The sequence below is a fragment of the SAR324 cluster bacterium genome, assembly GCA_015232315.1.
In the GTDB taxonomy this organism is placed as follows: Bacteria; SAR324; SAR324; order SAR324; family NAC60-12; genus JADFZZ01.
In genome coordinates, this window is record JADFZZ010000004.1 from 143777 (window position 1) to 158374 (window position 14598).

12 protein-coding genes are annotated in these 14598 nt (G+C 45.5%); 8 read left to right on the plus strand and 4 right to left on the minus strand.

Annotation, left to right across the window (positions count from 1 at the left end):
- Positions 1–41: 41 nt before the first annotated feature.
- From HQM11_05015 to dapF, 3 genes are all read left to right on the plus strand, one after another.
- Positions 42–2369 carry a PAS domain S-box protein gene (locus HQM11_05015; protein MBF0350367.1) on the plus strand — a complete coding sequence of 776 codons (2328 nt, stop codon included), beginning with the start codon at positions 42–44 and terminating at the stop codon, positions 2367–2369.
- Between the two features lie 205 nt (positions 2370–2574).
- Positions 2575–2769, plus strand: a complete 195-nt coding sequence (locus tag HQM11_05020) for a cold-shock protein (protein ID MBF0350368.1) — start codon at positions 2575–2577, stop codon at positions 2767–2769.
- A 314-nt stretch (positions 2770–3083) separates the two neighbouring features.
- Entirely contained in the window at positions 3084–4046 is a 963-nt protein-coding gene (gene dapF / locus HQM11_05025; protein ID MBF0350369.1) for a diaminopimelate epimerase, read from the plus strand.
- On the opposite strand, the gene HQM11_05030 is transcribed toward dapF, so the two are convergent.
- From HQM11_05030 to HQM11_05040, 3 genes are all read right to left on the minus strand, one after another.
- Positions 4041–4652, minus strand: coding sequence for a hypothetical protein (locus HQM11_05030; protein MBF0350370.1), 612 nt, complete (start codon positions 4650–4652; stop codon positions 4041–4043). The two genes, dapF and HQM11_05030, sit on opposite strands and share 6 nt — an antisense overlap.
- 44 nt (positions 4653–4696) lie before the next feature.
- Positions 4697–5128, minus strand: a complete 432-nt coding sequence (locus tag HQM11_05035) for a hypothetical protein (protein MBF0350371.1) — start codon at positions 5126–5128, stop codon at positions 4697–4699.
- A 147-nt stretch (positions 5129–5275) separates the two neighbouring features.
- Positions 5276–6109, minus strand: coding sequence for a metallophosphoesterase (locus tag HQM11_05040; protein MBF0350372.1), 834 nt, complete (start codon positions 6107–6109; stop codon positions 5276–5278).
- 99 nt (positions 6110–6208) lie between these two features.
- On the opposite strand from HQM11_05040, the gene HQM11_05045 reads away from it, so the two are divergent.
- The 5 genes from HQM11_05045 (at position 6209) to HQM11_05065 (ending at position 12018) form a co-directional block, all read left to right on the plus strand.
- A complete protein-coding gene (locus HQM11_05045) occupies positions 6209–7726 on the plus strand; it encodes a putative Na+/H+ antiporter (GenBank protein MBF0350373.1) in 1518 nt (505 codons plus the stop codon).
- 13 nt (positions 7727–7739) lie between these two features.
- Positions 7740–8036 carry a hypothetical protein gene (locus HQM11_05050; GenBank protein ID MBF0350374.1) on the plus strand — a complete coding sequence of 99 codons (297 nt, stop codon included), beginning with the start codon at positions 7740–7742 and terminating at the stop codon, positions 8034–8036.
- Positions 8037–8142: 106 nt separating this feature from the next.
- A complete protein-coding gene (locus HQM11_05055) occupies positions 8143–8334 on the plus strand; it encodes a hypothetical protein (GenBank protein MBF0350375.1) in 192 nt (63 codons plus the stop codon).
- On the plus strand, positions 8312–10366 hold the full coding sequence (locus tag HQM11_05060; protein MBF0350376.1) for a protein phosphatase CheZ: 2055 nt from the start codon (positions 8312–8314) through the stop codon (positions 10364–10366). Before HQM11_05055 ends, HQM11_05060 begins: the two co-directional genes overlap by 23 nt.
- Positions 10367–10371: 5 nt before the next feature.
- Complete coding sequence (locus HQM11_05065) at positions 10372–12018, plus strand: B12-binding domain-containing radical SAM protein (protein ID MBF0350377.1); 1647 nt, start codon at positions 10372–10374, stop codon at positions 12016–12018.
- Positions 12019–12038: 20 nt separating this feature from the next.
- Here HQM11_05065 and HQM11_05070 read toward each other — a convergent pair whose 3' ends face one another.
- Positions 12039–14063, minus strand: coding sequence for a hypothetical protein (locus HQM11_05070; protein ID MBF0350378.1), 2025 nt, complete (start codon positions 14061–14063; stop codon positions 12039–12041).
- Between the last annotated feature and the right edge of the window lie 535 nt (positions 14064–14598).

Genomic DNA, 14598 nt, shown 5'->3' on the forward strand with positions numbered 1-14598 from the left:
TTTAAAAATGTTGCCGTTCAAAAACAATTCAAGAGAACACTATGACTGAATCCATCCAGGAGTTATTCTCACAAACCAGTTTTATGCCGCATGGGCATTGTTATCTATGGAACCCAATAGTACTGGGCTTGCACGTTATTTCCGATATGTTGATTTCCCTGTCCTATTTTGCGATCCCTATAGGATTGTTTTATTTTTTCAGAAAACGAAAGGATCTGCCCTATCGCACATTTATCCTGATGTTTGCGTTATTCATTGTGGCGTGTGGTATTACCCATGTGATCAACATCTGGACAATCTGGAATCCGGATTACTGGTTTGAAGGTATGGCGAAAGTCATCACAGCGATTATTTCTGTCTCCACTGCGGCGATGATGATTTATCTCATGCCTAAAATGGTGGAACAGCCCAACAGAGAACAATGGGAAAAAACTAAACTGGATATTATGTCGCTGTCAGCACTGAACCAGCAGATACTTCAGTCTTTGCCCGGAGTTTTCTATCTGTTTGACGAAACTGGAAAATTTATTCGTTGGAATAACAATCTGGAAAAACTAACGGGGCTCTCCAGAACAGAAATCCAGAATGCTCACCCACTGGAACTGATCGCACCGGAAGACCAACCCCAAATACAAAATGCGATTCAAGAGGTCTTCTCCAAGGGGGGAGCTGAAGTTGAAGCAAATTTGCAATCAAAAACCGGGCACAAAACACCTTTCCTGTTCAATGGCTTGCTCATCGAATTGGATGGCAAACCTGTGTTGATGGGGCATGGAATCGATATCAGCACAAACAAGGACTATGAAAAACAATTGAAAGAAATGAATAATGATTTTGTGGCCTTTCTGGAAAATACCAGTGATTTTGTGTATTTCAAGGATCGAGACAGTCGCTTCCGCTTTTGCAGTCAAACACTGGCAAACATCACCGGACACAAACACTGGCAAGACATGATTGGCAAACATGATCTGGAAGTATTTCCCCCGGATACCGCACGTATCTATTATGAAGAAGAATTGCCTGTCTTTGCTGAAGGCCGACCCTTAATGAACAAGGTGGATCCCTACTATGACGATCAGGGACAACAACGCTGGGTACTCACCAACAAATGGCCGGTATTTGATGACGATGGCAAAACTGTCGTTGGACTCTTTGGTATCAGCCGCGATATTACTGACCGTAAACAGGCGGAAGAGTTGCTACGTGAAGCAAAGTTACAGGCCGATGCGGCCAATCGTGCCAAATCAGAGTTTCTGGCCAACATGAGTCATGAAATCCGAACCCCACTCAATGCGATTCTGGGATTCAGTCAGCTTCTTTCCAGAAAAGCCAGTGCCCTTTCGCTTCCTGACAAGATGTATGCGTATTTACGAACGATTGAACAAAGTGGCGAAGCCTTGGCCGAGTTGATCAATAACATCCTGGATTTATCCAAGATTGAAGCCGGCAAGCTGAGTGTTTCGAACGAACCTGTGACGATCAAACTGCTTATTCAGACAATCTTTCACATCAACAGCGCGGCCGCGAAAAACAAGAAACTGGATTTCCAATATTTCATTTCCCCTCAGTTGCCTGAAAGAATTATTTCAGATCGCTCCAAATTGAATCAAATTCTGATCAATCTGGTCGCAAATGCCATTAAATTTACGCCTGATGGCAAGCAGATCATGCTCAGTGGATTCAGAAAGGGTTCCTGGCTTGTACTGGAAGTCAGGGATCAGGGGATTGGCATTCCAAGGGACCGGCATCAAGCTATTTTCGAGGCTTTTGAACAGGTTGATAAAAGCATCACCCGAAATTATGGAGGAACGGGCCTGGGATTGGCAATCACAAAAAAACTGGTGGAATTACTCCATGGCACCATTGAGGTTCAAAGCGAACCTGCTCAAGGCTCAGTCTTTACTGTGAAGATCCCGCTGGAAGAAGCCCAACAGGAAGAACCCGAAGCAGAAATAAAGAACCGGACGGAGTATCATTTTCTCCACGACAACAAAATTCTGGTTGTGGAAGATGAACCCACCAACCAGTACATGATCACGGAGTTGTTCAATGGACTTGGTTTGGAAATCACAATCGCAAATAATGGCAGAGAAGGGATTGAGCAAACACTGAAACTGAAACCTGATCTCGTTTTAATGGATATTCACATGCCGGAAATGAATGGGCTGGAAGCCATTGAAAACATCGTCAGTCATCCTGAAGGCAAACAAATTCCTATCGTGATTCTGTCGGCGGATGCCTTCAATGAACAAATCAACGATGCTATGAACAAGGGTGCCTCTGGATATCTGACCAAACCGATCCGGTTGAAACAATTGTTTGCCGTTCTGGATCGGTATTTACGAAAGGAACCCCCAATCATCGAGTAATGAACTCACTTGAGTGACGATTGATCCCTGATTTTATAAGGCATTGATCAACTTTGTGCAATAATTTTAACTATTCGCTTTACTAGGTTGTTATTTTCTGAGAATAATAAATTGTTCACATACCTGTTGTCAGGGGTTTTAATCTCCGACAACCACTTGCGACAGGGTGTTTTATGATAAAGTTGGAGATATTATTTAAAGGTTGATTATGCAAGGCACAGTAAAATGGTTTAATTCACAAAAAGGTTATGGCTTTATTCAACAAGATGCTGGCGGTGAGGATTTGTTTGTCCACCATACAGCGCTCAATGGCGGGCAGATTAAAGATGGTGATAAAGTCAGCTATGACGTAGGACAAGGAAAGAAAGGACCCTGTGCCGAAAATGTAAAGAGAAGTTGATTTTTTTCAGGTCGTACCCCGACGAGATGATCTCGACGGCTGTGCGACCGCCCAAAACTGAAGGGGGAATCCAAACACCCCTTCATATTTCCCCCTTGCTCTCCAGCACAGCCTTCTCCAGATATCCTAACCGGCAACCAGAACCCAATCGGTTTTACACTATCATGTGAATCCGGATTCACCTACTATAAGTAGGACAAGTGGCTGAAATAACAATTCATCTCATGATAAACCCTGGAAAAATATCAGGGCGTATTCAACTCCATAAACAGATCTCCAGATCATATTCATTCAGAAATTTTATAAGGATCCTTATGTCTTTTCAATTCATCAAATGTCATGGTTCAGGCAACGATTTCATCATGTTGGAAGAATCTCAACTGCCAGAAGCCTGGGGCCCTCAGGAAATCGCTCAATTCGCTCGTCTTGTTTCTGATCGTCAGGGACACCTCGGGAGCGATGGTGTGTTGATCGTTGCGCCTTCAACCCGGTTTGATGGAAAAATGGTCATGTATAATTCGGATGGTTCCCGATCAGAAATGTGCGGAAACGGTATGCGTTGTGTGGCTCGCTTTCTCTTTGAAAAAACTGGCAGAGATCAACTGATGGTGGAAAGCGGCCTGGGGGTTGTGCCATGCCGCAGGCAAGCTGACATTTTTCAGGGCGTTTATACGGTTTCAGTCATTATCAACCCTGTCAATCTACAAGCGGAGACTGTCCCTGTCCATTATCCAGTACCACAAATTTTGAACCACCCCATGCCCGAAATGGATCAGAACGCCACCTTCACAGCACTCAGCATTCCTAATCCACACCTGATCTCCATTCAGTCTGAAATTGATCGGGAACGTTTGCTTCAATGGGGTGAGACGGTCAAGGAACGGCAGGATATTTTCCCCAGGGGAATCAATGTGAGCATGGTAAAAGTCCTTGGGAAAAACCGGATTTTTGTCATGACCAATGAACGGGGATGTGGCATCACCCAGGCATGCGGAACGGCCATGTCTTCAAGTGCTTATGTAAGTTGTCTGCAAGGACTGTGTGACTATGCCAGTCCGGTTGAAGTTCAAAGTGAGGGGGGAATTACATTTTGTCAGGTGGAAAATCCTGAATCAGATCAGGTTTTATTGACAGGAAATGCGACCTATGTGTATCAAGGCCTGATTGAAATGGAATCTCTGGAAAAAGGACTCTGGCATGTGGCACAAAAAACCATGATCCCCCGGGAACAACAGCAGTATGAGGCGATGGTCAGACAATTCCGAAAGGCCTCATGAGGCAACCGTATCCCGGATTCGTCGTGTTTCAGCTCTTAATTTCTGCAGGAGAGGCGCATAGTTGGTCGACCCTTCGGTGCGATCTCTCAATAAATTACGGATAATTGCCAGAAACGCGTCAGCGGATTGCTGAATCAATTCAACCGGCACATCTGTCAATTCATGACGATGCATCTGAATCTGTTCAATCAGGCTTTCGGTTGATTCAGAAACCAGTCGCAATTTCTTGGAAGATATGATGTTGCAATGATATTTGATTTTGTGAAAGATGGAATAGAGCATATCAATCTGTTTGCTGTCTTCAGGATGATTGCGCAGTTTTTCCAGTTCCAGATCAATGGTGATCAGCGATCCGACCACTTCCTCCATAAACTGTTCAAGCACCAGCGTTTCCTGATCTGCCAAAGTTCCCCCCGTAGTTAGCGGAGCCTGTTGATCTTTGGGTTGGGGTTTGTCAGGTGCTTCAACGGTATCCTCTATAGCAATCAGTTTCAGCACAGGCTTGCTTTCCTTGGAAATCAGAATCTCGTTTCCCTTGAGAGCCAGAATCATGAGGTGTTGAAATTGTTCCTCAACTTTGTCGATCTCAACCATTTTAGTAGGCATAGCCAATAATATTCCTCTCAAAAACCGACGTATGTCGGCATGTGTTAATAGTTTTGAATAATATCGAGTTTTTCCTGAAGTTCGCGTTTTCGTTTAGCGACAAATTCTTCCAGATTTTCCAGTGTCAATCTTAATAACTCAAAAATATCATGAATCTGGGTTTCAGTCAGTGCCATAACCGCAGATTCCACAGGAAGGTTCTTTCCCTCTTCCAGTCCGAGTTCTGTGGGTGAAACCGCCACAAAATGCTGACGATCGGACAACTTGAGACCAAAGCCATCATTGTTGGGATGAAACGTCAGGTGAATCATGGTTCCGGGAATCACATAATCGGAAACAACGCCATCACTTTCAATCACTAATTCCACATTCAGCAGATGTAAAATTGCTTCCGTGTATTTCTGTATTTTTTCCTGCATCATGCTCAGCAGTTCATTTTCCATCCGTTTGACGGTCGTGGTGATATCATGGGTCATAGAAAATTGCCTTCAGAAAACAAGTGCCTTCAGAAAAGGGGGTGACGTTCATAATTTCCAGGCTACAAAATTATAGAGCGTAAATTGAATCAACTTGTCAACTCGTTTTTTCCCCTGCCGGATTTTTGATTCAAAACATGGTTCCCCTCACCCACAGGAAAATGTGACAGGATGGATCTGAACCTGGTTATCTTCGATCATAATTTCATGAAAAGAGGAATGAAACGGTTCCGGTATCGCAGTGGATGAAGCGGAATTGACCACTATCAGCGGTTCTGTTTCACGCGCCACACGATGAAACCAGTTTCTGTGAACATGACCATGAAGATAGAGTCGAACCTGTGGTTGCTTCAACAGCCACTGGCGTACAGGTTCCAGATTGTATAGCTCATGACGGTCATGAACATGATGGTCGTCTGGAAACCACACAGGATAATGATTCATGATAATATATCTGGAAGCAGCAGAATGCCGGTTTATGTATTGTTCTGTTGCTAGAATTGTTGACCTGCGAACCGTTCCCGCTGCTGTCAGGATGTCATTGGGGTGTGTGCTGTCCCAACCGACAAGATGCCACTGGTCATTCAGCGGGATGGCGCGGATGGTATTGACTGTGAAAAACTCTCCGAAATATTTCTGAAACAGATCCGTGTCCGTATTCTTTCCGATATAGCGATCATGATTTCCAGGAATGATCGTGACTTTTTCAGGAACATTGAGTAAGGACTCCAGAAGAGTGCGTGCCTGTTCAAATTCTCTTTCAAGTCCAAGCGAAGTCAAATCACCGGTAATCAACAGATGATCAAAATCCATGGTGCGGACCAGTGAGACGAGTTTCTGAAATCGGGCTACAGGAAATTTGCGAGCTCTCTGCAAAACAAGATTTCCGGAAGCCAGAAACCGTTTCATGGTCCATTCATGCCATTGAAGGGGATAATCATGGCAATGCAGATCGGACAAATGGATGAGTTTTAATTTCATGATTCTGCTATTGACTAGGAATGCTTTGATTTTGTAAGTGTATAGGGTATGCTCCGCACGCTTTGTAGTTTCCCTAACATTTCACCTCAGAAGGTCAAGATGAAAAAATACTTCAAATTCATACTGTTGCTGGCTGGAATCATTGTTTTAGGCAGTGTGCTCTATGCTTCAGGGACGGCTCAAGACGCCGCAGGCTCCGTATTTCCCAAACCGCTGGAAAGCTATCATGATCCGGATACCGGGGTGATGGACATCCTGGCGTCCCGAATATCCGCGGAACCCTTCAATCTGGTCGGCAGTCTGATTTTTTTATGTGCTATTCTGCATACCTTTGTTGCCAGCAAAATCACAGCTTATGCGCATCATCTTGCCCATGAACACAAACACCGCCTGAAAAAACAGGGAATGAGCAATGACGACGCACAGAAACATGTTCATTTTGGCGCTGAAATTCTTCATTTTTTTGGCGAAGTTGAGGCCATTTTCGGAATATGGGTGATTATGCTGGGATTTGCGATCACTGCGTTTCATGACTGGAATACCGTAGTGCATTACGTTGGCCGCACCGTGAATTATACGGAACCGATGTTTGTGGTGGTGATCATGACACTCGCCTCCACCCGTCCCATTATGAAATTTGCGGAAAGTAGCTTGCTCAAACTGGCACAGATCGGTGGCAGTAAAGTCTCAGCATGGTGGATCACCATTCTGATTGTCGCGCCAATTCTGGGTTCATTCATCACCGAACCGGGTGCCATGACGATTGGTTCATTGCTTCTCGCAAAACAGTTCTATTCCCATAAACCCTCACCCAAACTGGCCTATGCGACAATCGGACTATTATTTGTCAATGTCTCCGTCGGCGGAACCCTGACCCATTTTGCCGCGCCTCCGGTGTTGATGGTGGCAGGTCCCTGGGGTTGGGATATGGCATTCATGTTCGAACATTTCGGTTGGAAAGCCGCTGTGGGCATTATTATTTCCACAATTGTTTATTATTATTTATTCATCAAGGAATTCAAGAATCTTGAAGCGGCGGCCGTCAAAGCCCGACAAAACGAAAAGAAAGCTCATGATGATGCCGATGTTCCCGCCTGGGTTATCGCAGTGCATATCCTGTTCATGGTATGGACTGTAGTGAACAATCACTATCCCGCGCTGTTTATTGGTGGCTTTTTGTTTTTCCTCGGATTTGCCAAAGCCACGATGCCGCATCAAAATCAGGTGGATCTAAAACCCGCGTTGCTGGTGGGCTTTTTCCTGGCAGGACTCGTCACTCATGGCGGCGTTCAGGCATGGTGGATCGCTCCAGTGCTGGGAAGTCTGTCTGAAGTACCGTTGATGCTGGGGGCGACATTCCTGACTGCGTTCAATGACAATGCGGCCATCACCTACCTCAGCACTCTGGTTCCAAATTTCAGCGATGCCATGAAATACGCGGTTGTGGCAGGAGCGGTAACGGGAGGTGGTTTGACGGTAATCGCGAATGCGCCAAATCCCGCGGGACAAGCCATTCTTGGCAAATTTTTTGAAAACGGAGTTTCTCCGGCAAAACTCGCCATAGCCGCTATGTTCCCCACCATTGTGGTTGGTTTGTGTTTTATGTTGATCAGATAATAAGGGAGTTTTTATGCGATTCAAACAATTTATAGTTATGCTGTTGCTGGCCGGAAGCCTGGTTGGATGTACCGAGGAATCCAGGAATAAATTTTTCCGCTCAGCCGATACGATGTTGGGTAAGGATTTAAAGGTTTCCTATGTTTCAGAAGGAAAAATCGTCAAATCATGGACTGTCAGAGACAGCAAGGTCACTTCAGGTAAAGATGAGAACGGTGCGAATCTGGGCTATTATTATTTCTGGAGTGAAGAAACGGGCTATGTGCAAGTACCAATCATCGGGACTATTATCGAGGAATTGAGGGAATAGCTTTCAGGCTCAAGAGAGAGCCTCTCAATCTCGTTCCTTCAGTTCAATGGTCATCACAGGCAGTTCAAACAATTTCCTGCTGTAAATAATTGGGTGATGAAATCCTGTGGTTCGCCACAATGTCATCCCCGTGAAAACGGGGATCCAGGAGTGCACCGATGGATTCCGTGTCAAGCACGGAATGACACCGTTTGACAGCCTGAACCGGTTGCTGTCACCAGAAAATTTACAGCGGGAACAATTTGTCAACAGACAAAAATTTTCAGGTAAGCGTTATGGCGGGGATAATTCAGAATGACACTTTGGAACAACTGATTCCATTGCTGAAAAATGTGGATCAAGGTCTTGTTTCCTTGGAACGGGACCGGAGAAACACCCCTCTTCTGGAAGCGTTGATACTGAATTTTCACACTATGTCAGAACTGTCCCAACCCCTTTCCATGACCTCCGAACTCTCCCTGTCGATCTCGGAAATGCTGAAAAAAGTTCTTGAAAATCAGGATACCATTTCTTCAGCAGGCTTTGAAATTCTGTTCAACGTCATGCCTCTCCTGCAGGAACAACTGGAATGGTGTCAAGCCCATGATTCCGAGGTTAGAAACTCACAATGGGAACCACTAAGTCAGGCTCTTCAGCGTATCACTTCGCCTCAACCTGAAGCAATTCCCGCGGCCGTACACCACGTCACTGCGGAAACACCTGCGACCGCTTCTCCTGAAATGATGAGTGTCCTGCTGGCGCATAACAATAAAATATTGGAAATGATCCGGGAAGTGGAAGAGGTCACCTATGCGGGCGATCTGGACGCGATTCGCGAGCATGTCAATGAATGTATTCATTTTTGTGAATCGCTGGCGTTGGCTGAAATCTCAACGATTGAAAGCAGTCATGGCGAAAGCATCACATCGATCCTTGAAGAACTGAAAGTCATGGTTCGTCAGTGGGGCATTGTTCAGGGAAAAGATATTGAATTGGTTGTAGGAGAGCATTATCATGTTACTAATAAAAAACAGCTTTCTGTCCTGAGAAAAGCCTTGTTTCAATGTTCTGAATACCTGATCGAGAGCAGCCTGGAAACACCAAGCAATCGCCGCAAAAAAGAACCCAAAGGGCACATCTACATCGACATTACGGAAGAAAATGACAATTTACTGATCGGGATCACTGATGATGGCCGTGGCTTGCGAACAGATTTCCTGAAAAACAGGGCTCTGGAACGGGGTGTCACCAGCAACACCGAACTCAAGCAGATGGAAGAATATGAAATCTGGTATTTTCTGTTTCGTGAAGCCATGTTTTCACGTGAAGATGCCGAGGTTGGCGCCAATCTGCCCAAACTCAAAATACAGATTGAAGAACTTGGCGGCACCATTGGCTTGGAGTCTGTACCTGGAGAAATGTCCTCATTTCTGTTGGTTCTGCCTCAAAAAACAAACCTGATGGGAGAAATGTCAGGCTTCAACACCAAGGGCTTGCCGGAAGATGTTTCAAGAAATCTGGAAAACCTTCAGGATTCGGTGGATGATTTACAGTTCATTATCCATGGCGGGGCGATGAACTCCGATGGTGTGACGTCTTTGGAAAAACACCTGAGTTCGGTGTTTTCAACCATCAAACACCTCGTGGAAAAAATAAATCAGGGAGGCAGTTCCAAAGGTCTGGACCTCAAGGAAATTGCGATGGTGGATCTGTTTGGTGAGGTTGGAAACATTACCCGGGAGATGCATGACAAACTGAAAGATTTTGGAACCATGATGGATTCCCAGTTTCAAAATCTGACCATGGAGCGTATTCCTGATGCGGCTCACCGATTGGAGCACATCATTGAAATGACAGAAACCTCGGCCAATACCACACTCGATCTGGCAGAGAAGCTCACACTCGATTCGAATGAAACCTCCGAAGACATGGATGCCCTCAAAAAACTTCTGGGACAGAAAACCGTGGATGTCGAGGCTTGTCTCAAAATTGTTGAATCGGTCAAAGCCCGGGAAGTGAAAGTCAATGACAGTTTGCTGGATGTTATGACAGCACAGGATTATCAGGACCGGACCGGACAGGTCATTCGAAAGATCATTGAACTGGTCAATGACATGGAACAGAGACTGGTTTCCTTGATCACAAAATTTGGCACAATTCTGGGCGTAAATCCTGACGAATCGGCTTCCTCCAGGCATGAAACAGCCACGAATAAACAGGTGAACATTTCAAACATGATCGAGGAAATTACTCCGGAAAATGTGGAAATGTATGGTCCTCAACATTCGAAAGGAAAAGGGATGACGGATCAGGATGATGTTGATTCCCTGCTGGCACAGTTTGGTTTCTGACTTTCATGGCGTTCAAACTTCTGCTGTTTCAGCCTCCGGTTGAGGATTTCTATGACACGGATATTCGTCTTCAACCCATTGGTCTGGGATACCTCAAAGCCTCGGTCAAAAGATACCTCCCTGAAATTGAGGTCACGATCCGGGATTTCCATCATGGCCATGGACGCACCACCATTCCCATTCCCAAAACACTTTCTTACCTGAAACCCTATTATTCCTTTGCCGATAAAACCCCGTTTTCCACATTTTATCATTACTACCATTTTGGCCTGTCCTTTGAAAAAATCGCTGAAACCATTCTGGCTGAAAAACCGGATATGGTCGGCATTTCATCCCTGTTCTCACCCTATTACCGTGAAGTATTGAAATGCGTTGAAGCTCTCAAACAGGTCATGGATGTCCCAATCCTGCTTGGTGGTTCCCATGTGTCGGCCAGGCCTGACCTGATGCTGAAACATCCCGGTGTGGATTTTGTGATTCAGGGAGAAGGTGAATTGGCACTCGTTGAATTTCTCAAAGCCTGGTTGACTGGTTCCAGTTATCAGAACATCCCGGGTCTCGGATTTAAAAAAGACGGTGAAATGGTTCTCAATCCGCCTGTCATTCCTGATCTGCCTGAGGATTTCCCCTTTCCTGATTTTTCCGATTTTCAACCCCGGAACTATCTGTATGAAGGACAACCGCTGAGTTTTATTCTCACCTCCAGAGGGTGTCCCCACCAATGCACCTTCTGCTCGGTTCATACCACTTTTGGTTATCGCTATCGTAAACGCTCTGTGGCTTCGATCATGCGTGAACTACGGTGGCGGTATGCTGAAGGATATCGGGTCTTTGATTTTGAAGATGACAATCTGACCCTGAATCAGCGTGAAATGAAGCTATTGTGTGAACAGATCCTTACAGAATTTCCAGCGGGCAGCATCCGGCTTCTGGCCATGAACGGCATCTCTTTTCTCAGTCTGAATCCGGAATTGTTGTCCTTGATGCACCGGGCCGGATTCACCAATCTCAACCTGTCGCTGGTCAGTGCGGATGCGTTGACCCGGCAACAGACACGCCGTCCGCACTCCCTGGAAAAATATCTGGAAATCGCAAATCATTCAGCGTCGTTGGGATTTCAGATGGTGTCCTATCAGATTCTGGGATTACCTGGAGAATCGTTGGATTCAATGATCAACACCGTGCTGGTGAATGTCGGTCTGCCGGTATTGTTGGGAGCCTCCATGTTTTATCTCACCCCGGATTCACCGATTGCCGAAGGTTGGCCTGACCTGTCCGAAGATGATATTTTCAAAGCCAGACTCACGGCCATGGCAATTGAAACCGACCTGTTCAATCGGGATGAAATCTACACCCTGTTCATCACCATCCGGATGATCAATTTTCTGAAAGGACTGCGCTTTGGTTCCGGAACAATGACAATGGCCGCCTTACTGGATTGGGCGGAGAGGCAGGATGAACGTACAAAAAACGGAGCAAAAATGCTGAAAATATTTTTTGAATCCGGTCAACTGAATGGTGTCTCAGGCAATGGAATCGTCCCCGTTCAACGCTTTCAGCCCACCCTGTTTTATCGAATATGGAATCAGATCACCACCATTGTGACGCAAACGAATGAAATCATTCAACGGAGTGTGGACCAGATAACATGATTTTTCCAGAGTTGGCACCTTCAGTTCAGTTGCAGAAGCAGGGAATGATTCCGCCGGATCAATACTGTTTTTTCCTGAACCAGTTTATCCAACTCATGGATACATCCCCCCTGACGATCTGTTCCGATAAACAGATATTTGATATTGTGTTCCTTCAACCAGGCGTCATTCCATTGTTCACAGATGTTATTCTTATAATTTTCAAAGGTGTACAGTTCCCGGTTTCCCTGAAAATAATAAAATGCCAGCGGAAAGGTGTCATACAGGGGGAGCACCCGGGCGCCGCCAAGCGGGAACAACCATTTTTCATGTTCACGGGATTGTGCCATCGCGTTTTCCACAAGAATCAGGGGTTGTGGCATCTCAGGAAAATTCACGGTAAATTCTTTTTTCATAGTGACCATATACTTGATCACACGTTCATCCTCATTTCTCAGACACCCCATGGACCCGCAATAATTCTTGCGCAGTTCCTGATTGACTCTCAAACCCGGTTGTGTCATCGCCGAAAAACTCCCCACCAGGATCAATATCCCCAACACCCTGACTGGCCTCAACGAGTAATCCCACACAACCCGCATGAGTTCCCACAGCATGATCATGAGCCAGAACCATAAAATCTGCTTCTGACTATACGGCACATAATCCGCTAATAAGGAATAATCCCGAATATGTTGCAATTGCCTCAACACACTTTGCAAGGGCATGAAATATCCCACGAACAGTAACCCCGAAACCATAATCACCCGCAAACGCCACCTATCCTGTTTTTTGATCAACAGGAGCATGGAACCCGCAAACAGGGACAGTGATACCATCCAGCTCATGTCCTGATTCCATAGATGGGAACTGAAAATATTCCTGTAATTCTCAAGGTTTCTGAATTGATTCAATCCGGTCTCCAGCAATATGGATAAACCGGGAAAAATAACGGGGTCACCGGCCTCAAAATAATCATTGCTGAGCTGATTCCGTAGTAGCCTGTCCTGATAATAAGGATCCATGAAAATGACAGCTACCAGCACAGACATGCTCACTGCGGTTATGAGTGGAACCATGTTTCCGGTCCTGATGAGGCTCATTACAAGGATCATCCCGGTCAAACCCGCACAGGCAAACAGATTGGCGGGATTCAGCAGAAACAGGAATGCTCCGGTTAAAATCATACAGGCCGAATCAGAAATTTTGTTGCCCATGGATTTGCGCTCAAGGGGTGAGATTTGTGTGATGAGCATGCTGAACAACACGGCAAACAAGCTCATGGAACTGTTTCTGCTGGTACCCTCAAGATGATAATACTCCACATGATATGCCAGCGGCATGACGCTCCAGAAACACCATAACAAGCCTGACATCAATAACGGAAATCGCCAACTGGATGTGATTTTCTGAGGATTGTCTAGTGCTTCGATGAGGATCAACACACCGATCCATGACTGCAAAAGAGGCTGGATCGTTACCACATTCCGTATATCCAGTCCGGACAATGTTTGCCAGATCCAGTTCATTACCGCAAAGCCAGCCGGATAACCAAATCCGTTTGTCCCCCAATCCCAGTTTGAGCCTGGAAACACGATTCCTCCGGTCCGGGAGATTTGATGCGCCCAGAACACGTGCAGGTCAGGGTCTGAAGATAGCATGATCACACGTGGAAGTTCCCGATAGACCACGACCAGCGAAAATGTTCCGAAAACACAGAATTGGATAAACAGGGCCGTTTTGTTTTCAGAAAAATATTGATAGAGCAAGACCAGTCCGGTTCGTTTCCATAGAAGGGTTCCTGCTACCGAGAGTAACACGATATAATCCATGAAACTGAGCGGAATGAATAAAAGTTGATTTCCCCAGGAACGAAGATAGACCCAAAACATGAAGCACATGAGACCGATGATAGAATCATGGGCAAACCAGGAATGGTTTCCATTGTTATACCAGACCATTGAAAAATTCATGCGAAGCAACAGGCCCAGAACACTGAGCAGGCTAAACGCAATGAGTATTTGGAGCGTGTATTGAATTATCATATCGGAAGAGATGGTAGCCATAGTCATCGTTTCAGGCTCATCAACGACATCAGATCGAATCGAGTTCGTTGTCCTGTTGTTACTGATCGCCCGGATAGGGCTATAGTCATCGTTTCGCCATCCGGTGGTCTCTGCAAACTGGTGGAGGTAGAAAAAAGTCTCCCTTTTGATAGAAAATGGTGAGAACCCCCTCATCCATTTTCACCAAGAAGGAAGCCATGAGTTCATTAAATACCGAAGTGAAGCTGTTTTGTCCATCTCCGAGATGTTGGTCGTCCCTGCAAAATGGTGGAGATGAATGACCTCAGTGACTTAGAAAGACCAGTTTTGAATTCAAGTTCCAGCAAAATCAAGGACTGGCGAGGGGCAAAAGTACTTAATTTGAGCTACCTCCACCAGTTTTCAGAGACCACCGTCATAGCCAAATTATTTTACTTTGAGGCACCTTCCACGGAAGAGCTATACGAACTATTCATGAAATATGCTGGACCATCTTGGATGTCCTGTGTCATTCAAGATGAGGAGAGTCCAATATTGCAGCCAAACCACTATTTGA